18 protein-coding genes and 1 tRNA gene are annotated in these 19,121 nt (G+C 60.7%); 9 read left to right on the forward strand and 10 right to left on the reverse strand.

What is annotated here, in order from left to right:
- The first annotated feature begins 43 nt into the window (after nt 1–43).
- From WBG56_RS09045 to WBG56_RS09080, 8 genes are all read left to right on the forward strand, one after another.
- The gene (locus WBG56_RS09045; protein ID WP_424267440.1) at nt 44–652 is read left to right on the forward strand and encodes a glutathione S-transferase N-terminal domain-containing protein; all 609 of its coding nucleotides are present in this window, start codon (nt 44–46) and stop codon (nt 650–652) included.
- A gap of 2 nt (nt 653–654) precedes the next feature.
- Nucleotides 655–1,089, forward strand: coding sequence for a ClpXP protease specificity-enhancing factor (locus tag WBG56_RS09050; RefSeq protein ID WP_424267442.1), 435 nt, complete (start codon nt 655–657; stop codon nt 1,087–1,089).
- Nucleotides 1,090–1,120: 31 nt separating this feature from the next.
- Nucleotides 1,121–1,196, forward strand: a tRNA-Thr gene (locus WBG56_RS09055).
- 303 nt (nt 1,197–1,499) lie between these two features.
- Nucleotides 1,500–1,871 carry a DUF2294 domain-containing protein gene (locus tag WBG56_RS09060; protein WP_424267444.1) on the forward strand — a complete coding sequence of 124 codons (372 nt, stop codon included), beginning with the start codon at nt 1,500–1,502 and terminating at the stop codon, nt 1,869–1,871.
- A gap of 173 nt (nt 1,872–2,044) precedes the next feature.
- Nucleotides 2,045–3,070, forward strand: a complete 1,026-nt coding sequence (locus WBG56_RS09065) for a Nif3-like dinuclear metal center hexameric protein (RefSeq protein ID WP_424267446.1) — start codon at nt 2,045–2,047, stop codon at nt 3,068–3,070.
- Nucleotides 3,071–3,128: 58 nt separating this feature from the next.
- Nucleotides 3,129–4,163 carry an ABC transporter substrate-binding protein gene (locus WBG56_RS09070; RefSeq protein ID WP_424267448.1) on the forward strand — a complete coding sequence of 345 codons (1,035 nt, stop codon included), beginning with the start codon at nt 3,129–3,131 and terminating at the stop codon, nt 4,161–4,163.
- Entirely contained in the window at nt 4,163–4,993 is an 831-nt protein-coding gene (locus WBG56_RS09075) for an ABC transporter ATP-binding protein (RefSeq protein ID WP_424267856.1), read from the forward strand. The genes WBG56_RS09070 and WBG56_RS09075 overlap by 1 nt, the downstream gene beginning before the upstream one ends.
- Before the next feature lie 83 nt (nt 4,994–5,076).
- Nucleotides 5,077–5,868 (forward strand): ABC transporter permease, encoded by a 792-nt coding sequence (locus tag WBG56_RS09080; protein ID WP_424267450.1) that lies wholly within the window; start codon nt 5,077–5,079, stop codon nt 5,866–5,868.
- A 168-nt stretch (nt 5,869–6,036) separates the two neighbouring features.
- Here the strand turns inward: WBG56_RS09080 and WBG56_RS09085 are convergent, their stop codons facing one another.
- Together WBG56_RS09085 and WBG56_RS09090 are read right to left on the reverse strand one after the other, a co-directional pair.
- On the reverse strand, nt 6,037–8,088 hold the full coding sequence (locus WBG56_RS09085) for a PhoX family protein (RefSeq protein WP_424267452.1): 2,052 nt from the start codon (nt 8,086–8,088) through the stop codon (nt 6,037–6,039).
- 5 nt (nt 8,089–8,093) lie between these two features.
- Nucleotides 8,094–9,449: an esterase-like activity of phytase family protein gene (locus WBG56_RS09090; RefSeq protein WP_424267454.1), complete on the reverse strand. Its 1,356-nt coding sequence runs from the start codon at nt 9,447–9,449 to the stop codon at nt 8,094–8,096.
- A gap of 241 nt (nt 9,450–9,690) precedes the next feature.
- On the opposite strand from WBG56_RS09090, the gene WBG56_RS09095 reads away from it, so the two are divergent.
- On the forward strand, nt 9,691–9,927 hold the full coding sequence (locus WBG56_RS09095; RefSeq protein ID WP_424267456.1) for a hypothetical protein: 237 nt from the start codon (nt 9,691–9,693) through the stop codon (nt 9,925–9,927).
- Nucleotides 9,928–9,986: 59 nt separating this feature from the next.
- Here WBG56_RS09095 and WBG56_RS09100 read toward each other — a convergent pair whose 3' ends face one another.
- The 8 genes from WBG56_RS09100 to WBG56_RS09135 all read right to left on the reverse strand — a co-directional run bounded on the left by WBG56_RS09100 (nt 9,987) and on the right by WBG56_RS09135 (nt 19,035).
- Entirely contained in the window at nt 9,987–11,006 is a 1,020-nt protein-coding gene (locus tag WBG56_RS09100; protein WP_424267458.1) for a 2Fe-2S iron-sulfur cluster-binding protein, read from the reverse strand.
- 31 nt (nt 11,007–11,037) lie between these two features.
- The gene (locus WBG56_RS09105) at nt 11,038–11,517 is read right to left on the reverse strand and encodes a GlcG/HbpS family heme-binding protein (protein WP_424267460.1); all 480 of its coding nucleotides are present in this window, start codon (nt 11,515–11,517) and stop codon (nt 11,038–11,040) included.
- Nucleotides 11,518–11,581: 64 nt separating this feature from the next.
- Complete coding sequence (locus WBG56_RS09110) at nt 11,582–13,042, reverse strand: aldehyde dehydrogenase family protein (protein WP_424267462.1); 1,461 nt, start codon at nt 13,040–13,042, stop codon at nt 11,582–11,584.
- 127 nt (nt 13,043–13,169) lie between these two features.
- Nucleotides 13,170–13,901, reverse strand: coding sequence for a TenA family transcriptional regulator (locus WBG56_RS09115; RefSeq protein WP_424267464.1), 732 nt, complete (start codon nt 13,899–13,901; stop codon nt 13,170–13,172).
- A 162-nt stretch (nt 13,902–14,063) separates the two neighbouring features.
- The gene (locus tag WBG56_RS09120) at nt 14,064–15,530 is read right to left on the reverse strand and encodes a gamma-glutamyltransferase family protein (protein WP_424267466.1); all 1,467 of its coding nucleotides are present in this window, start codon (nt 15,528–15,530) and stop codon (nt 14,064–14,066) included.
- A gap of 47 nt (nt 15,531–15,577) precedes the next feature.
- On the reverse strand, nt 15,578–16,711 hold the full coding sequence (locus WBG56_RS09125; protein WP_424267468.1) for a porin: 1,134 nt from the start codon (nt 16,709–16,711) through the stop codon (nt 15,578–15,580).
- 285 nt (nt 16,712–16,996) lie between these two features.
- The gene (locus tag WBG56_RS09130; RefSeq protein ID WP_424267471.1) at nt 16,997–17,422 is read right to left on the reverse strand and encodes a RidA family protein; all 426 of its coding nucleotides are present in this window, start codon (nt 17,420–17,422) and stop codon (nt 16,997–16,999) included.
- Nucleotides 17,423–17,511: 89 nt separating this feature from the next.
- The gene (locus WBG56_RS09135) at nt 17,512–19,035 is read right to left on the reverse strand and encodes a hypothetical protein (protein ID WP_424267472.1); all 1,524 of its coding nucleotides are present in this window, start codon (nt 19,033–19,035) and stop codon (nt 17,512–17,514) included.
- Between the last annotated feature and the right edge of the window lie 86 nt (nt 19,036–19,121).

Raw genomic sequence — 19,121 nt, forward strand, 5'->3', positions numbered from 1 at the left:
TTCGGGGCGCATCCCCCGCTTTTTCTGCATTGGAATCCTCGACATGATGGTGCTCTATTCCGGGACGACCTGCCCCTTTTCGCAACGCTGCCGCTTCGTGCTGTTTGAAAAAGGCATGGACTTCGAAATCCGCGATATCGACCTGTACAACAAACCGGAAGACATCGCGGTCATGAACCCCTACGGCCAGGTCCCGATTCTGGTCGAACGCGACCTGGTCCTGTACGAATCGAACATCATCAACGAATACATCGACGAGCGTTTCCCACATCCCCAGCTGATGCCGGCCGACCCCATCATGCGGGCCCGCACGCGCCTGTTCCTGTACAACTTCGAAAAGGAACTGTTCGTCCACGTGTCCACGCTGGAAAACCGCAACATCACGGACGAAAAGGCCCGCGACGCGGCCCGTGCCAACATCCGCGACCGGCTGGCTCAGCTGGCCCCGCTGCTGGTGAAAAACAAGTTCATGCTGGGCGACGAATTTTCCATGCTGGACGTGGCCGTGGCTCCCCTGTTGTGGCGCCTGGCCCACTACGGCATCGAACTGCCGAAAAGCGCGGCCCCGATCCAGAAATACGCCGAACGCCTGTTCTCCCGCCCCGCCTACATCGAGGCGCTGACGCCGTCCGAAAAGGTCATGCGTCGCTGATCATGCAGGAAACCTCGACCAAACCGTACCTGATCCGCGCCCTGCATGAATGGTGCACGGACAACGGCTATACGCCTTATCTGGTGGTTACGGTGGACGCCAACACGGTGGTGCCGGTCGCGCACGTGCACGATGGCCAGATCACGCTGAACATCAGCCATCTGGCCACCAATCGGCTGACGATGGGCAACGAATACATCGAATTCGAATCCCGGTTCAACGGCGCGGTCGAGCACCTGTTCATCCCGGTGGCCGCGGTCTCGGCCGTCTACGCGCGGGAAACCGGCGCCGGCATGGGCTTCGAGGTCGTCGCATCCCAGCCCTACCCCGGCGGCGACGATGCACCGCCCGAGACAGCGTCGGCGGCATCGGCCCCGACACCGGACGACACACCGCCCGCCAGCCCCAAGCCGTCCCACCTGAAGATCGTCAAATAAGACCGCCATTCCTGTAGAATGGCGGTCTTTCGCCGGCTTAGCTCAGTTGGTAGAGCAGCTCACTTGTAATGAGAAGGTCGAGGGTTCGATTCCTTTAGCCGGCACCACGGACATCAGGCGAAACGCCACCTATTTGGGTGGCGTTTCGCTTTCCGGCTTTCCACGAGCGACCTGCAAACACATCTTGGGATACGGCCGCCAACATAAAGAATGCATCTCCGGCGCTCTAGGTGGAAAACCCTAGCCAATCTTGATAGGCCGGCCGCTCGGAACCTGCTAAAGTGAAAGCAAGATATCAGGCGCCGGGCAACAGGGCTGCCGAACTCTAGGGTTTCCTGGGGTAACCGCCAAAACGATATACTGTATACTTAAATCAATAATCGACGGGCGAAAAGTCCATAGATGGTGTCATGACTCAAGAAAAGTGCAGAACCTTGGGTGAACTCAAACAGGCGTTGACACGCGATTACAACCTGATCAATTCGCGCCTGTTTTCTACCGGGGTTGTTACCCTGAAGATTGACATCGTGGACGAGAAAATATTCATGCTGGCTGTCCACAAAAGAGTCGTACCTCTACAGATCGTCAGTGAACAGTCAGCGCTAGTAGCGGATATTGCGGACTATTATCTGGTCCGCTTGTTCAAAAGCCAACTCAAGGAGATCCTGACCAAGAACTACCAATTCGAAGTCAGTTCAATATTCAAAGATTACGATCGAGACGACGAGCTGTCATCCACGGTCGTCTTGCTGAAAAAAGAAGTACAGGCGTACCTGCATTAAGCCCTGAAGGCTGTGATGCAATACCCTGGGTAGCTCATGCTGACTGGTTGAAGGTCTTTTAGGTTCCTCGCATGAAAACTTGCGAGGCTGCCAAAAGCGCATGATATCGCCGGCACCCGATACTGGAAGATGATTCCAGTGTTTGGTGTCGGCTTTTTTATTGGAATTTCGACATGAAGACTGTATCCGACCTCCTGGATTCCCTGAACATCATCACAGGTGGCCGCATGGTACCTTCCGTGGAGGCAGCCAAGGATGGAGAGTACGAATTCGTCATACTGAAATCATCTGGCATCTACGGGAAAAGCGTGCTGGAAATCCCCAGCCTGATCTACGGAGACCCCGCGAAGCAAATCAAGAAAATCGCTGTCTGCATGACACTCACCGAGCAAGGCGTGGAGCTTGCGGGGGCCACCGGCGTCGATGCAATCGTGGCGCACCACCCGGTGGCTGACGCCGCGAGCTGCGGTGGTGTCACGCTCCGAGACTACCTGGATCTGTATGGGATTGCAGTCCTGGAATGCCACGAAGCCTTTCACGGCCTGCATCCCGGAATTGCCCACCTGCATGGTCACACCATCCTCAAAAGCAGCATCGCATATGGGGGGATACACGGGAATGTGATGTACGTGGGCGCACCACTGAAAGGAATACACAGCATGCGTGACATCCTTCTGCGCCTGGATCAGTTCATGGGCCTGGACGTCGAAGAACAAATGCTGGAGGCGGAAAGATGCATCAAAGGCTCCACCGATATTCAAGAAGGCAGTCTGGTAACCCGAGGGCGCGTGCTGCTGGGCGACCCGGATAGCCCCATCAAAAAACTGGTACACATTTTCCCGCACACCGGCTTCACTGCGGATCACTTGCGCTCGGCCCTCAAGGATGATCCGGACATCGATACCGTGCTGGCGTCCATCAGCCGTGTCTACGAAGGACACGCCCTGGTCGAGGCTGCGAGCGAGCTGGGGCTCAAGCTGATGGTTGGCAATAGCCATGTGCTGGAAATCATGGAAAACGGGATGCCGCTTGCCCGCGCCCTTCAACGACTACTCGACGGTGTGGACGTTCAAATATTCAGAGAGCGAGTGACGTCAACTCCAATTGACGTTTTTGGAAACGCACGGATGCAGGAATATGCCCTACGCTTTTCGGAAGCTCACCTGCTCGGAAAAAACGCATTGACCTACGTTGAATGACCTGTTGAAGATACTGCGCCACCCTTTACATAAACAAGCAAACTACCGGAGACAAATCATGAGTATCTTGAAATCGATACAGAAGCTGGCATTGCACCGACCCTTTCAAGTGGTCGTGTCGATCGCCACCGCAGGAGCGGTGGCCCTGTCGGTTACGCCGGTCAACGCGGCATCACCCACAAAAGTCCGCTATCAGGAAGTCGTCCGCTCGATACTTTACATGCCCATGTATGTTGCCTTGAACCAGGGATATTTCATGGACGAGGGACTGGATGTCGCCCTCAAGACATCCCAAGGCACCGATAAAGGAATGGCGGCATTGTTGTCGGGCGGCGCGGACGTGGTGTTGATCGGCCCGGAGGCGTCGGTCTACGTCAACAACAGTGAATCTCCCGTCAAAACTCGTCTGTTTGCAGGCTTGACCGCAACCGACGGGTTCTTGTTGATGGGCAAGAACCCCACCAAGCCCTTTGACTGGAATGAAATCAAAGGCAAGACCATCATGTCGTTTCGCCAGGGTTCCAGCCCCGACGTTTTCCTGGAAACCGCAATTAAGCAACACGGGCTGGATCCGGACAAAGACGTCAAGATCATCAGCAATATCGGCCCCGCTGCGCGCGCCGGCGCATGGATGGCAGATCGAACCGACTACGCTATCTTCCTTGAACCTGAAGCCAGCAACATGGAAAAGGCCGGCAAGGGCGAAGTCGTGGCTTCTATCGGCCAAGAGGTCGGGCCGGTCGACTTCACCTCGTTTACCACGACGGATGACTACATTGCCAAGCATCCAGAAGTACTGGAGGCCTGGACCAGGGCCATCTATCGGGCTCAGCAGTATGTCCAGACAGCGACTCCCGAAGACCTGGCCAAGCATATAGATTCGTATTTCCCCGGCGTGAGCCAGGCGGAACTGGTCAAAGCGATCAATCGCTACCGTCCGCTGAATTTGTGGAAAAAGACCCCGTTGATCGAGCAGGGGGCCATGGAAAAGCTGCAGGACATGCTGATCGATCGCGGCTTGCTCAAGCCTGACCAGCGCATCCCCTATGAGCAGCTGGTGGACGTCAGTTTTGCTAAAAAGGTGACGCCATGATGACAGCGGAGGCCCTTGAAACCTGTCCAACGACACGTTCAGCCCACACAGAAAACCGCATCGAGATCAGCCATGTCTCGTTACGCTACTTCACGCCACAGGCGGAAATACTGGCGCTGTCCGATATCTCGCTGACCGTCGAGCCGGGCGAATTCGTCAGCCTGATCGGTCAGTCCGGATGCGGAAAAAGCACGCTGCTATCCATTATCGCCGGGATCCTTCCTCCGTCGGAAGGCAAAGTCTATGTGGGAGCGCAGCAGGTCACCAAGCCATCGCCTCGGATAGGCTACATGCTTCAGCAGGACTATCTGTACGAATGGCGCACGATCATGGATAACGCTCTTCTTGGCGCACAGATTCAGGGGCGCGACATGAAGGTCGCGCGGGACCGCGCCGTACATTTCCTCGAAAAATGCGGCTTGGGCCGCTTCCTGGACCAGTACCCCAAAGCGCTGTCCGGAGGCATGCGACAGCGAGTCGCCCTGGCCCGCACTCTCACGACCGACCCGGATGTAGTGTTGTTGGACGAGCCATTCTCCGCCTTGGATTCACAGACCAGGCTTGCCATCGCCGACGAGGTCGTGGATGTCTTGCGCGCCGAAGGCAAGACGGTGGTGCTGGTCACCCACGACATCGGCGAAGCGATTTCCATGACTGACAGGGTCGTTGTCCTGTCTCGTCGTCCGGGTCGCATCAAGTCGGAGCACGCCATCCACTTTCCCAGCGTCCCCAGCGGCCGGCCGACACCTTTCGAAGTACGGACGCTTCCGGAATTCAATATGTATTTCAATACTCTGTGGGACGAATTGGACGTCCACGTCGAGGGCTAAGTCACGCGGGAGCAGATCACATGAACACTCAAACCACTGAAATGAGCCTACCCTCACCCAGACAGTCTGGAGCGCTGGCTACCGTGCCCAGCCCCCCTTATCTGGCCTATCTGCGCCGCGAAGCCAAGCGACGACGCTTCGTGCTGACTGTCCGGATTATTTTGCTGATGGCGGTGCTGGCGCTATGGGAAATATTGGCCCGCACGCACATCATGAATCCCCTGCTGACCAGCTACCCCAGCGCCGTCTGGCCGACACTGGTCGATCTGTTCCAGAACGGCGACCTTCTGTCCCATACTTGGGCCACGCTTCGCGCAACATTGGTCGGCTTCACCATCAGCATGCTCGTCGGCGTAGGCATTTCCGCCATGTTGTGGTGGTCCACGACACTCTACAAGATCATCGACCCGTTCATGGTGATCGCCAACGCCATGCCCAAGATCGCTCTGGTTCCCATTTTCTATATTTGGCTGGGCCCCGAATATTCGATCTACGGCATGGCCGTCGCCATTTCCATCTTCATTACGATCATGGTGGTCTATGAGGGCTTTCGCGGCATCGACCCGAACAAGATCAAACTGGCCATTACATTGGGAGCGACGCGCCGCCAGGTATTGACCATGGTGGTGCTGCCGGGCAGCGTATCGACACTATTGGCAGCGCTCAAAATGAATATCGGTCTGGCTCTGGTGGGCGTCATTGTCGGGGAATTCCAATCCGCCAGCCAAGGCTTGGGGTTCCTGATCATCAATGGCAGCCAGGTATTCAAGCTCAATATCGTGATGGCCGCCATCGTCGTGCTGGCACTGCTGTCCGGCCTCATGTATTTGGTCATCTCCCGCGTCGAAAAGGCCACGGTGAGCAAGTATTCCTGAATGGCGCAGAGCCGCGCAGCACTGGCTTCAGACAGCGCTGCGCGGCTCTGCGTGTGTAGCCTGCTCTTGCGCCCGCCTCTGTGTGCGGGCCACGACAGCTCGAAGGACCCTGATCACACCGGCAGCAAGAAGGTCGACGGTTCGATTCCCTCAGCCGGCACCACAGATTCAGGCCCCCACGATCCCCCCATCCTGCTTCCAGATCACGACCGTGGCCGGTCTGGGGCGCGTCGCCTGATCGCCATCCGGCCAGCGTGACGCGGACAGCGGCTGGGCCTGGGCTTCGTCCAGCGTCGGGCCTTCCCCGGGATGCTGGATGTTGACGAAGACGAAGCGCTGATCCGGCGTCCAGGTGATGCCGGTGACTTCGCAGCCCTTGGGACCCGTCAGGAAGCGGCGCAATTCGCCGGTTTCAGGATCGGCGACCAGCATCTGGTTATTGCCCTGGCCGGCATAATCCCCGCCGTTGCTGTATTTGCCATCCGTCAGGATCCATAGGCGGCCCTGCGGGTCGAAACCCAGGCCATCGGGGCTGTTGAAGGTGTTGTCCGGCGTCACGTTCCGGGAGCCTCGACGGGGATCATCCTGGCCATAGACACCCGGATTACCCGCCAGCAGGAAGATGTCCCACGTGAAATCCTGACTGGACGCCGCCTGGCCGGACTCGCGCCAGCGCACGATCTGGCCATAGATATTCTTGTCACGGGGGTTGGCGGCATCCGCGCCGGGATGCGCCGGGCCGCCCGGCCAGCGCGGCTTGCCACTGCCGCGCGCGCTGTTGTTGGTCAGCGTGACGTAGGCTTCGCGCCGGCCCGGATGCACGGCCACCCATTCGGGCCGGTCCATGGGCGTCGCGCCCACCGCATCCGCAGCCTGCCGGGTCTTGACCAGCAACTCGCCCATATCCTCGTTGAACAGGGCGCCCAGCCGCCCGCCGTCCGCCGCGGTCGTGTCCAGGACCAACGGGATCCAGCGGCCGACCCCCTGGCCGTCCGCGCCCGCATCGAACCGCGCGACATACAGGACGCCGCGTTCCAGCAGTTGGCGGTTATGGGCGGCATCGCCCGGGCGAAAGACCTGGTCCGATACGAATCTATAGAGATACTCGCTTTGCTGGTCATCGCCCATATAGACCACCACATGGCCATCGGGAGCGATGGTCAGCGCGGCGTTCTCATGCTTGAAACGCCCCAGCGCGGTCAACTTGCGCGGCGCGGCCTTGGGATCGAACGGGTCGATCTCGACAATCCAGCCGTGACGATTGTATTCATTGGGCTCCCGCGTCCAATCGAAGCGTTCGTCGTGCAGGTCCCAGGCATAGTCCGGATCGGAGGTCTTGCTGCCGCCTTTGTAGCGCTGCATATGCTCGCGATAGGCCGCATCCGGATAATCCACCGTCTTCGCGTCCTGGCGGCCGATGCCGAAGTAATCGGTGAAGTTCTCTTCGCAGGTCAGGTAGGTATTCCAGGGCGTCCAGCCGTTGCCGCAATTGCCGAACGTGCCCCGCGCCTGCCGACCGCCGGCATCCGCCTTCGTGCGCAGCAGCGCGTGCCCGGCTGCCGGACCGCTCATATCGATCGGGGTATTGGCGTGAATGCTGCGGTTGTAGGGCGAGTCCTCCACCAGTTGCCACCGTCCCTGCGCATCCAGCCGGATATGAGTGACGGATACGCCTTGCGCATGCTGGGCCTTGCGGATCCAGTCCAGCGTCCATGTCGGGCCGCCTGGCTGCACTCCGACCGGGAAGAAGTAGTGCGGCGTGACATATTCATGGTTGGTGACCAGCAGGCCTTCCGTGCTGCCGCCCGAAGCTCCGTCCTTGCCGTCGATGGGAAAGAAGTGCATGCCATCGTGGTTGTAGCCGACCTGCTGTTCCTGGGCGGCACCATCGTCGCTGGCGTCGCCCTTGAACACGGGCGCGCCGGCCCGCAGGGGATCCCCCCAGCGCTTGATCACGGCATAGCCATACCCTTCGGGCACGACCACAGTATCGGCCGTGCTCATGGGCACGGGTTTGAAACCCAGCACCGGCGCGGCTGAAGCCGAGCCGGCGGCAGCCAGCGCCCGAGCGACCGGCAGCATCCCGCCCAGGAAACCCACGGCTCCCACGCTCAGGCCACCGGCCAGGAAGCCGCGGCGGCTGACGCGCGCCTGCAGATGCGCGAGCGATTCCTGGCAGGAAGGATTCGCGGGGATATCGTCCAGATCATATGATTTCATGGTCATCACCGGCTGTTCAGCAGTTGTTCGGCGCGCAGCAGCACCAGTTCGTTGTCGTCCTGGCGATTCGGTTCGCGGCTGGACGAGAAGGGAAAGTTGTTGTCGTTGCCGACGACGATATGCTCCGCATCCACGACATCGACGTTTTCAATGGTGAAGAAGGGAAACTGCAGGACGCCGTCCGTCAGCGGTTTGCGGGCGATGCCCTTGGGATCCTGGATTTTCAGCAGATCGATGTAGGCCACCTTGCGCACGGCCTGCCCCGCGTTCTCATCCGAGAAGGCGATTTTGTAGATCCGCTTGAACGACGGCAGACTGGAAAAACAGCCCCGGGTGTCCTTCGCCCCGGACGCGCAGGCCTTGTCGGGCGTGCCTTCCCCGTTATCCCGCTCGATCACCAGGCCGGACTGCGCGTCGATCATATTGAAATCACCGATGGCGTGGTCCTTGCCCTCCAGGGGGTAGAACCAGGAGCGGCCCGTCCATTTTTCGTCGGCGACGCTGAATTCGAGGACGCGCAGCACCGTCTTGCCTTCCCTGGCTTCCCAGGTTCCGGCCTGCGCATCCCACAAAGGACCTTCCAGCAGGGGATACAGGAAACGGCCGTCCGGCGAAGCGGCCATGCCTTCAAAACCCTTGGAGCGCTTCAGGTTCACGCCCGTGTACGACTGTCCCGGCCCGCCGGGCGAGGCCACGCCGAAATGGTCCGGCGAGCGGACCGGCGCGCCGTCGACCTGCGTTTCGAAAAACGCCAGCACCTTGCCCGTGCGGTCGGTCTTGATCAGATAAGGACCGAACTCATCTCCGATCCAGAAGTGTTCGCCGATGGGCTGGAAGCTTTCGGTGTCCAGGTCCGAGCCCGTCAGATAGCGCTGCGTCGTGTCTTCGTGCACGATGCGAAACGGGATCTTCTTGTCGGGATCGTTCAGGAAGACCGTCCGCAGCGGCGCGAGCTCGCCCTTCTCCCAGTCGATACGGTACTGGTTCAGGTACAGCATGGAATCCATGGAATTGGCCTTGGCGCCAAAGCCGTTGTCAGTCAGTATCCAGGCCGTGCCGTCTGCCATCATCTTGATGCCGGAATGGCCCTGGCGAGGCTGGCCCTGGATCGGCAAGGCCATGCCGGTCGGCCGGTCCGCCGAATGACCCATGACGGTCTCCAGCGCATCGACACGACGCTGGGTCGTGTACTTACCGGATATTTTCAGGTCGGCCGGGGCGTCCGCCGGCGCCGGCACGACACTTTTTGCCGCCAGCACGGCATGCCCCCGCAACTCGGCGGGCGTCTCCTGCTGCGCGGCGACAGCGAATGGAAGGGCGCCGACGACCGCGGCGATGATCGGCAAATGGCGAAACTGCATGGGCTCATCCTTGAAAGGCTGGGAGAGGAGCACGCAGTCTAGTGGTCGCAGGTGACGAGCATGTGACAGCAGGGGTGGGGCCGACACGCCTGGCCGGCACTGAAGATCTCAGATGCCGGCCCCGCGTGTGTCTCACACCCGACAAACCCCCATGGAAATAAGGGTTAACACTAGTAAAACCTGTCTATAAACTGTATACTAAATACAAGTCGATCGAGACGAATTCAGACAGGAGACCATCATGGCATCCCCTAAACGCTACCCTTCCACGCCGGTAGGCGAACTACTGGGTCATTTCTACAATCACAGGTCAGTCCTCCGGCGCACCATCCCGCTGTTCGCGATCACCGCGAAGGATCTGGCCCGGGCCCTCAAGGGAGAAATCGGGATGGCTCCCGGCGAACCCGCTCGCTGCGAGCCGCAACACCCGCATGCCGGCGCGTCACACGCCAGCCGCCGCCACGCGCACGCATCGTGAATTCACGCTCTGCATCCACGCGCGGCGCGCTTCAGCCCTGAATCCGGCGGCGGTCATCATCAGGCCGCTACCGGATGGTCGCGGTGGTGAAAGGTGAAGCTATCCGAATAGATGTAGTCCAGTTCAGCACCCAGCCCCAGCAACAATCGCTTGGTATCGGTCACCATGCCGGGCGATCCGCACAGATAAAAGGCGAACTCGGACACCTCCTTGAAGTCCTGGGCGAGGGCTTCCTGCACATGGCCGCGCCTTCCCTGCCAGGCATCGGAAGCCCGGGACAGGACCGGCACGAAATTGAACTCATACAAGCGGCCGGCCCAAGAGTCGAGTTCCTCTTTGGCATAGAGATCCGTCTCCGTGCGCATCCCCCAGTACAGTGACACCGGAGGACAGTCCTCATCGTCCAGCAGGGATTCCAGAATGGCGCGGATCGGGGCCAGGCCCGTGCCGGTCGCCACGAAAACCATGGGGCGGTAGTCATCCGGGTGATAACAGAATGTCCCGCGCGGGATCTCGACGTCCAGCGCATCACCCGCAGCAAGCGACCCCAGGCGGTCTTGAGTGAAATGCCCGCCCGGCACACGCCGGATGTGGAATTCGACCTCGTTGCCGAAGGGATAAGCGCCCGCCATTGAAAAGCTGCGCTCACCCGCGCCCTTGAGCAGGATATTCATATGCTGGCCAGGCCGGTAATCGCAGTCCAGGTCCTCGGGAAGCTGAAGCACCAATCGTGAAATGTCCGCAGTGAGCGGTTCAACGGCCCTGACCACTGCGGGCGTGCGGACAGGATCGGGCAATTCCAGCCCCTTGCCGGCCGGCGTGATCACCGCATCGCAATCGGGATGCGCCTGGCACGCCAGGGCATAGCCCTGGGCAGCCTCTTCCTCGGTGAGCGCCATCGGGAATTCATCGTAGTGTACGGATCCCTCCTGCAGCTTGATCCGACACGTGCCGCACCCTCCGAAGGTGCACTCGTGCGGCAGCTTGACGCCGGCGCGCAGGGCGGCATCAAGAATGGTTTCATCCCGTGAAACCTCGAATGCCTCGTCGGTATCCGATACCACTATCCGATGACTCATGGCGGCTCTCCAGACTTGCCCGGTGGCGGGCTTATTTCTTGATATCGGCTTCCACCAGCACGGTCATGCCCTTATCCTTCAACGCGGCAGCCAGCGCCCGCAGGCCGGCAAGTCCCGCTTCCGTGTCCTGTTTGCCATTGCCGCCGCTGAGCCCGATGCCCCCGATGACCTCATCGTCCACCACGATCGGAAACCCGCCCACGAAGGCCGCAAAGCGTCCCTCGAAGGTCAGCTGAATGCCAAAGGCTTCGTTGCCCGGCAAGGCCGGCCCGTTGGGCGGGGTGGTGAACAGGTGTGTGGAACGCTTGTGCCCGGCCGCCGTGAAGGCCTTGTTCATGGCAATCTGCGGTCCGGTGATCCGGGCGCCATCCATGCGCTCCAGCACGATCGGGAAACCGCCGGCATCGACCACGCATACAGTCTCCAGCACTCCGATTTCCCGGGAGCGCGCGATGGCCGCATCCACCATCAGGCGGGCCTCCGCCTGTTCCAGCTGTACGGTCTTTTTCATGTGTTTTCTCCAGTTGCATTAGCGCTTCGATGGTTTCCCCTGAAGCCGTCTTCAAAATAAAGGCTCAAACGCCGCGATAGACCGTTTTGATCTGCGTGAAGAACTCCAGGCCGGCGCGTCCGGACTCTCTGAACGTCGCGGTGCTGGAGCGCTTGATGCCGCCAAAGGGCGCGTTCACCAGGTTTCCGGTCGTCGTGCGATTGATCTTGACCGTCCCGGCTTGTATATCGTTTGCGAACCGGTGGGCGAGGCGCGCATCCCGCGTCACGATGCCCGCCGACAAGCCATATTCGGTGTCATTGGCGATGCGGATCGCCTCTTCATACCCATCCACCGCCAGGATCGCGATGACGGGGCCGAAGATCTCTTCGCGCGCGATCCTCATGCCGGGCGTCACGTCGGTGAAGATCGCAGGCGTCACGAAGTAGCCGTTGTCGTATCCATCCCCGCTCAGGCGATCCCCTCCCGCCAGGTGGGTAGCCTCCGCTTTGCCGATCGCGATGTACTCCAGGACGGTCTTCATCTGATTGGCGGTTGCCAGGGGCCCAAGGTCGTTGCCATGCTGCATACCGGGACCGATCTTGAGTTGCGCGACCCGCTGCAGCAGTTTTTCGGTGAACGACTGGCGGACCGCGCCGTCGACCAGTACCCGGCTGGTGCCGGTGCAGGCCTGCCCGGTCAGCGACAGGCCGCCCTTGATCGTCAGATCCACGGCCAGATCGATATCGGCGTCCGCCATCACGATCAGCGGGTTCTTGCCCCCCAGTTCCATCTGCAGCCGCGTCGTCATCGAGGCGCCGCGATGGATGGCCTCGCCCGCCTGCGTCGACCCCGTGAACGTCACGGCGCGGACTTCGGGCGACTGCGTCAGGACATCGCCGACCCGGGACGCCCGGCCGGTCAGAAAATTCAGGACACCGGCCGGGATGCCGGCATCGACCAGCGCCTCCGCCAGGCGGTAGCCGGACAGCGGCGTGTCTGTGGACGGTTTGAAGACCACGGTGTTCCCCGTGATCAGCGCGGGCGCGATCTTGCGGGACGGTATGGAGATCGGGAAATTCCAGGGCGAGATGACGGTCACGACGCCCAACGGCTCCCGCTGGGTATAGACCACCATATCGGGATCGTCCTGGGGGAACGTCTCGCCCGAATAGGTTTGACCCTCGATCGCATAGAACCGCAATGTGCCGGCGGACCTGAGCACCTCCGCCTTGGCCTGCGACAGCTGCTTGCCTTCCTCGCGGGTGAGTTCCTCGGCGATCTGGTCCGCCCGCTCGTGCAGCAGCTCGGCCGCACGGATCAGAATGGCGGCGCGCCTGGAGATCGGCGTGGAGTGCCAGGACGGGAAAGCAGCATGCGCGGCATCGATCGCGGCCCGGGCATCCTGCCTGTCCGAATCCTGGAACTGTCCAACGATGTCCGACGTATCCGCGGGGTTGAGGTTGGGATAGACGTCACCCGAGGCCGCAACCTGCCATTTTCCGTCGATGTAATTCTTGAAAACCTGCGTATTGATATGACTCACAGCCAATCACCCTGTTACCGGCCCCCCCTGACACCAATGGCATGAGGTCCGGATCGATTGCATGAAGAATGGACTCGCCGACCGCGCGCAGGCGGGCTGCACGCAGCCTGCCTGCGCACAGGCGGATTTATGCCGCCATTTCCAGTTCTTCGAGCGAGATCTCGTTCTTCACGTAATCGTTGTACAGGGCCGTGGTGTACAGATACCGCATCTTTGCGCCGATCTCACAGATATGCAGGCACTTCTGCTGCAGCTCCACCGTGTTGGCGTGCTCCAGGACGATCTGATAGCCACGCTCGCCGTGGATTTCATCCGAGACGATGTGCAGGTCGAAGAATTCCGCTTCTTCGTCGGTGAAACCGTACTTTTCCTTCAGGATCGGCGACTGCTTGCGATAGATCGAGGGCACCTGGGATTCCAGCCCCACCACCAATCCGGCCACCGCGACGATGGGGTCTTCCCGCATCGCCACGCAATAGCACCAGGACTGCAGGGCGCGCGTCGTCGGCGACATGTTGTCCGGATTTTCGACGCGCTCGCGCGTCGTGCCGCAGGCTTCCGCGAATCGGATCAATAGATCGGTGTGCCGATCGCCGCCGATTTCTTCCTCGTACATATTGGCCAGGAGGAAATCCTTCGCTTCAGTGAAGTCGTCCGGCATGCGCGCATAGACGTAGGCCAGGTAATCCGCAAACGGCCCCACGTAGTGATAATGGTTTTCGGCCCAACGCGCCATATGAGCCCGGCTCAGTTTGCCGGTTGCCCAAGCCACGCTGAAGGGAGCCTTATTCGCGCTATTACCCTTGATCGCCAATTCCAGGGCGGTGCGGAATTCATCTTGGTTCATCAATGTAGCCATTTCCATTCCCGTATCAAAACACAGCACAAAAGTAGGTGGTCATAAGACCTCGCCCAGGAAATCCGCATACTGCGCGTGCGGATCGGACGGTACGTACAGACTATTGTATACCGTATACCATTGAAGAAAATAAGGGTTATCCCCGAAATTTTGAATCTTGAATTATCGAGGCCTGAGGGCGCTCAGCCACTGACCGTCCTTCCTCGGATCCGCCGCGCCCTGCAGGTTCCCCGCCGGGGCGCGAAAGATCGCATGCGCACCTCCGAAGTCGCTGCGACCGGCCAATTCGCCAGCCGCCGCGTGGGGTTCCCCGTAGCCAGACGCCCGCAGAGCGCGCGCCAGGTCATCCGGAAAGCCTTTCTCGATCGCCAGAGTGTCCCCCGCTTCAAGCCGCCAACGCGGGGCGTTCAGGGCATCCTGGATATCCCACCCCCAGGCCAGCACCCGCGTCAGTATCTGGATCTGTCCCTGGGGCTGCATCAGGCCGCCTACGACCCCCATGCCCAGAAGAAACTCGCCATCCCGCGTGGTCATCCCCGGCACCACCGTATGGTAGGGCCGCTTGGCGGGCGCGGGGCCATTGATATGACCCGGTTCGGAAAAGCCAAAACCACGGTTCTGCATGCAGAACCCGCCCCCCGGCACTGCGATGCCGGAACCGAAGCGCTTGAAGACGCTGGACATGAGCGTGATCGCCAGGCCTTCTCCATCCACCACGACCGTGCAGACCGTGTTGCCGGCAGGATCGGCGACTGTCCGCTTGGCCGCCGCCATCGCGGATGCCGTGGATCGGACCATGTGCACCCAAGTATCCGGATCCTCCGCGGCGCCGCCATGATCCTGGACAGCCGCCAGCGCATCGAGAATCGCGACGCCATGCGTATTGGGGGGACATTCGTGAATCCGGGCTCCGTGGAATTCCAAGGACAAAGGGGTCACGAAATCACCGGCATGCCGTTCGAAATCCTCGGGCGCCAGCACACCTCCCATCCGCTGCACCGCCCGTGAGGCGTCCTCGGCAACCGGCCCGCGATAAAAATAGTCGGGTCCGTCCGCGGCGATATGCTCCAACGTGTCGGCCAGTTCGGGATTTCGAAAGGCATCCCCCGGCGCCGGCGGACGCCCTGCGCGAAACATCCGGGCGCAAACGGGATCTTCGCGTAGCACGAAGTCGAAGATCGCCCACTCGTGCGCAGCAACCTTGGCCACGGGAAACCCTTGGCGCGCATGACGAATCGCAGGACCGAACACATCACGCCACGCCAGGCGCCCGAAGCGTCGGTGCAGATCCCACCAACCTCGTACAGCGCCCGGCGTGGTCACCGACAGGGGGTGGCGCTCGGGAATCCGGGCGCCGGGCAATGCGCGCACCATGGCCTCATCCAGGGCCAGCGGCGCGCGCCCGGTACCGTTATAGCTGAGCACGGGTTGCCCGTCCTGATGGATCATCGCCAGCAAGTCGCCGCCGATGCTCGTCGCCATGGGTTCCACGACCCCCATGACCGCATCGGCCGCAATGGCGGCATCCACCGCCGAACCGCCGCCCTCCAGCACATCCCTGGCGGCCTGCGCCGCCAGGGGATTGCCGGTGGACACCATAGCGCCCGATTTCCGCTGATTTCCGCTCATCACGTGACTCCTATACTCCGACGACGATCCCCACCCCTGCGAACTGGTCAGAAGCTATGGTTCAAGCCCAGCCCCGCCTCGGTCGCCTTCAACCCGTCGATGTAGGCGATGTTCGTACCGTACGACCCATAGACGTACACGCTGGTGCGCTTCGAAAGCGGATACACATACCGCGCGCTGTATATGCTCTGATCGCCTGCATAATCGCCCAGCTTGTCCCCATCGTCCAGGTTGGATGCGGTGCGCGCCCAGGCGAACCCGGCCGTACCGCCCCCGAAAGGCACGGACAGGCCGACATAGTAATTACTGGCTTTGAAGTCATGCGACATCAGGAATTCGTCATAGTCCGTGATCGTCGAACCCGCCTTCGCAAAAACCTGTGCGAACAGGGCACTGTCCCCAAAGGCTCCCACGCCGTTGAGTTTTGCGTACCGGTCCTGCCCATATCCCAGCGCCAGCTTCGCCGGACCGAAATCATACGATCCAACCAATGCCCAGCTGGTCGCCGCATGTTCCGATTTCCCCGTGCCGGCCCGATCATAAGTGGCGACCGCATGGATCGCCTGATCCGTATACTGCATCCCCAGGGAAAGGTAGCTATCACGATCCCTGTTGTATGTGTCGGGATCCTGATTGTTGCGCACGATCGTCCCATTGGCGGCATAGCCGACACCCGCCTGGAAGCCTGAAAAATTGGGCGTCAGGTACCGGAACATATTGTCCACGCGCACGGATGCCGCGCCGAAGGTTTTATCGATATCGCCCATGGACGTGGTGCTGTTGATGCCGAAAAACGGATCCGCGAGGTTATATTGGCGTCCCATCGCGAACGTCCCCCAATAATCGCTGGAAAGACCGACGTTGGACTCGCGGTGGAACACCCGGTCGGTGACGGTCGTCCCATCGCTCGGGTTGATGCCGGATTCCAGCACGAAGAAGGCGCGCAGGCCATCCCCCAGGTCCTCGACCCCTTGAAAGCCGAATCGGCTGCCCGCCAGATAGCTGTCGTGCAGACCGGAAGCAGTGCTCGAATAATCGATGCCTGCTTTATTGAGTTTCCGCTGGCTGAAGCCATAGCCGGTATCGACGACGCCATACAGGGTCACGGACGTTTCCGCGTGCGCGATACCCGCGACTGCGAAGCCGCCGATCAGTGACAGAATAAGAGCTTCCCTCTTCATGATATTTCGAGTCTCCATCTTATTTATAGGTTGCTGCGCTCCCGCTTCCCATGAACCAGGGCGTCAGTTGGACAATGACATGCGGCACATTTCCCGCAGCCCGGCCGCTCCAGCCTCTCCATACGGCCCGGCCTGCGCACCCGCACTTTTTTCAAGACAGCATCTGAAATCGCCTCCCATGGTTTTCGATTGAAAAAACCTGCCCATACGCAGGCCGAAGCACTGCGCACGGAAGGACATTCATCGGATAATCAGTGATGCACGATGCCGATCAGGCGCCTGGCATTACGGGTCCTGGGCGGACACCACCAGGGAGATCTCGACGGGGGCGCCGCCCGGCAGGGAATGCACCCCCACCGCGGTCCGGCTGCCGATGCCTGAAGCGCCCAGAACGGCGAACAGGCGGTCGGACGCGAAGTCGGCGATTTTTGAATGCGCCTCGTAGGCCTCTTCCGCCGCGACATACACGACCATATTGGCGACCCGGGAGATCGTCTCTCCCTCATGCAGCTGGCTGGCCGCGGCGCGCAACGCATTATCGACGGCCAGTTCGACCGACTCCCGATAATCCTGGATCGGGCGCTGCATCGACACCTTGCCTTTCATCAACAGGGTTCCGTTATTTCGCGGAGTCATCCCGGCGGTGAATATGGTGGCGCCAATCCTGGAGGCAATACTGTAATGACCCTGAGACACAGGCAAGGAAGACATCGTTCGATCCCGAAAGCATCATGGCGTACATGCCGGAAGGAGGAAGCGCGTTCACATCGGGAACGGCGCTCCCTCTCGTGGGCAGTTCTCTAGACCATCCAGATGGAGGCGTACATGGTCGACACCGCGAGGGCGGCCAGCACTGGCAGCGTCAGCCCCCGGACGAGGTCCAGCACTGACACGCGCGCGAACCCCGCCACCGCGATCAGCGATGACCAGGCAATCAGGGTGCCGCCGCCCGTCCAGATCGCGCCCATCTGACCGATGGCTGCCAGCGTCGCCGGATCCATCCCGATCACCGGGCCGATCGCGCCGGCCAGAGAGCCCGTCAGCGGCAGTCCGGAGAATCCGGAGCCATCGATCCCCGTGACCATCCCGACGACCAGTTCCCCGAAAGACATCATGAAAGTGTTGTTGGGGATATAGTGCTGCCCCGCCGCAATCAGCTCAAAGAGCAGGCTGGGCGCCTTGTCGGCCGCGATGCCCAGAATCTGCGCCGTCGCATCGCTGGTGCCCAGGAAGAAGAAACCCGCGATCGGGAGCACCGACCCCATGGCCTTGAAGGCGAACACGAACCCATCGGTCATGTAGTCAGGGCAAAGGTCCAGCATCCTGCGCGGACCGACAAACATCAGACAGGCCAGCATCATCAATACGAAACCGACCCCGCCGACCAACCCGGCGGCATCCCCGCCCCGCAAGGCGGGCAGCGAGGGGTAGACCGAGGGCAGCACCAACACCAGGATGACCCCCAGAAACGCCAGCGGCGTCACCACGGCAAAGGTCCGGGCGCACTTTTTCAGATGCGCCCTGGCGCGCGAAGCGGCGGGCACGTCCTCTTCAGGAGCTTCCGCGCTGTGCGCCATTTCGGCCTTGTCAAAGGTACCTGCGCGCTCGACCTGACCGAGCCCGCCGTCACCCGCCCTGGACTGCCACTCTTCCAGCAAGGCGGGATCCGGCTTGCAAATGCTTTTGCGGGTGAACAGATAGGCCAGCACCAGCGCCACCACGCCGGTGATCAGCGACAACACCAGCGCCTTGTCGGCGACGGCTTGCGCACTGACGGCCGCCCCTGCCGCCTTGGCGCTGATTCCAGGCGCCACGCCAATGATGTAGTCGGACGACAGCGCCATCCCCTGGCCCGCGATCGCAATCACCATCGCGCCGGTCAGCGGGGGCAGCCCGGCCGCGATCGCTGCCGGCAACAGGACCGCCGAAACCAGAGGCACCGCAGGCGTGGGCCAGAAAAACAGGGAAAACAGATACGTCACCACCGCGATGACGATGTAGGACGACAAGCCGCCTCGCATGACTTTTTGAAAAGGCTTGACCATCAGCACATCGGCCCCGGTCGCCTTCAATGCGCTCAGCAGCGCCGTCATGAAGGTAATGACCAGGAAGATATTGAACAGTTCGCGCGCCGCCACGAAACTGGCCGAGAAAATGCCGATGAACCCATTGACGGGATTGCCTGTCAACGACGTGACAACGAGAAACGTACCGATCACTGCCGGTACAACCACGTTGGCACGAAAGATCATTGTGACAATGATGACCACCACACTGGCCAGATATAGCCAATGCGACAGGTTGAGTGTGACTTCTGAACCCATGAGCCTCCCCTCGTAGGCGAATCCCGAAATAAGGATTCAAGGATGGAAATTGCAGAGATGAATGATCCGACCGTGGAGATCAGGGT

Source organism: Castellaniella sp. (assembly GCF_049671645.1).
Lineage (GTDB): Bacteria > Pseudomonadota > Gammaproteobacteria > Burkholderiales > Burkholderiaceae_B > Castellaniella.

Coding starts and splice junctions, on each gene's coding strand:
- WBG56_RS09045 (WP_424267440.1), top strand. CDS start 44: ATGATGGTGCTCTATTCCGGGACGACCTGCCCCTTTTCGCAACGCTGC.
- WBG56_RS09050 (WP_424267442.1), top strand. CDS start 655: ATGCAGGAAACCTCGACCAAACCGTACCTGATCCGCGCCCTGCATGAA.
- WBG56_RS09060 (WP_424267444.1), top strand. CDS start 1,500: ATGACTCAAGAAAAGTGCAGAACCTTGGGTGAACTCAAACAGGCGTTG.
- WBG56_RS09065 (WP_424267446.1), top strand. CDS start 2,045: ATGAAGACTGTATCCGACCTCCTGGATTCCCTGAACATCATCACAGGT.
- WBG56_RS09070 (WP_424267448.1), top strand. CDS start 3,129: ATGAGTATCTTGAAATCGATACAGAAGCTGGCATTGCACCGACCCTTT.
- WBG56_RS09075 (WP_424267856.1), top strand. CDS start 4,163: ATGACAGCGGAGGCCCTTGAAACCTGTCCAACGACACGTTCAGCCCAC.
- WBG56_RS09085 (WP_424267452.1), bottom strand. CDS start 8,088: ATGAAATCATATGATCTGGACGATATCCCCGCGAATCCTTCCTGCCAG.
- WBG56_RS09090 (WP_424267454.1), bottom strand. CDS start 9,449: ATGCAGTTTCGCCATTTGCCGATCATCGCCGCGGTCGTCGGCGCCCTT.
- WBG56_RS09095 (WP_424267456.1), top strand. CDS start 9,691: ATGGCATCCCCTAAACGCTACCCTTCCACGCCGGTAGGCGAACTACTG.
- WBG56_RS09100 (WP_424267458.1), bottom strand. CDS start 11,006: ATGAGTCATCGGATAGTGGTATCGGATACCGACGAGGCATTCGAGGTT.
- WBG56_RS09105 (WP_424267460.1), bottom strand. CDS start 11,517: ATGAAAAAGACCGTACAGCTGGAACAGGCGGAGGCCCGCCTGATGGTG.
- WBG56_RS09115 (WP_424267464.1), bottom strand. CDS start 13,901: ATGGCTACATTGATGAACCAAGATGAATTCCGCACCGCCCTGGAATTG.
- WBG56_RS09120 (WP_424267466.1), bottom strand. CDS start 15,530: ATGAGCGGAAATCAGCGGAAATCGGGCGCTATGGTGTCCACCGGCAAT.
- WBG56_RS09125 (WP_424267468.1), bottom strand. CDS start 16,711: ATGAAGAGGGAAGCTCTTATTCTGTCACTGATCGGCGGCTTCGCAGTC.
- WBG56_RS09130 (WP_424267471.1), bottom strand. CDS start 17,422: ATGTCTTCCTTGCCTGTGTCTCAGGGTCATTACAGTATTGCCTCCAGG.
- WBG56_RS09135 (WP_424267472.1), bottom strand. CDS start 19,035: ATGGGTTCAGAAGTCACACTCAACCTGTCGCATTGGCTATATCTGGCC.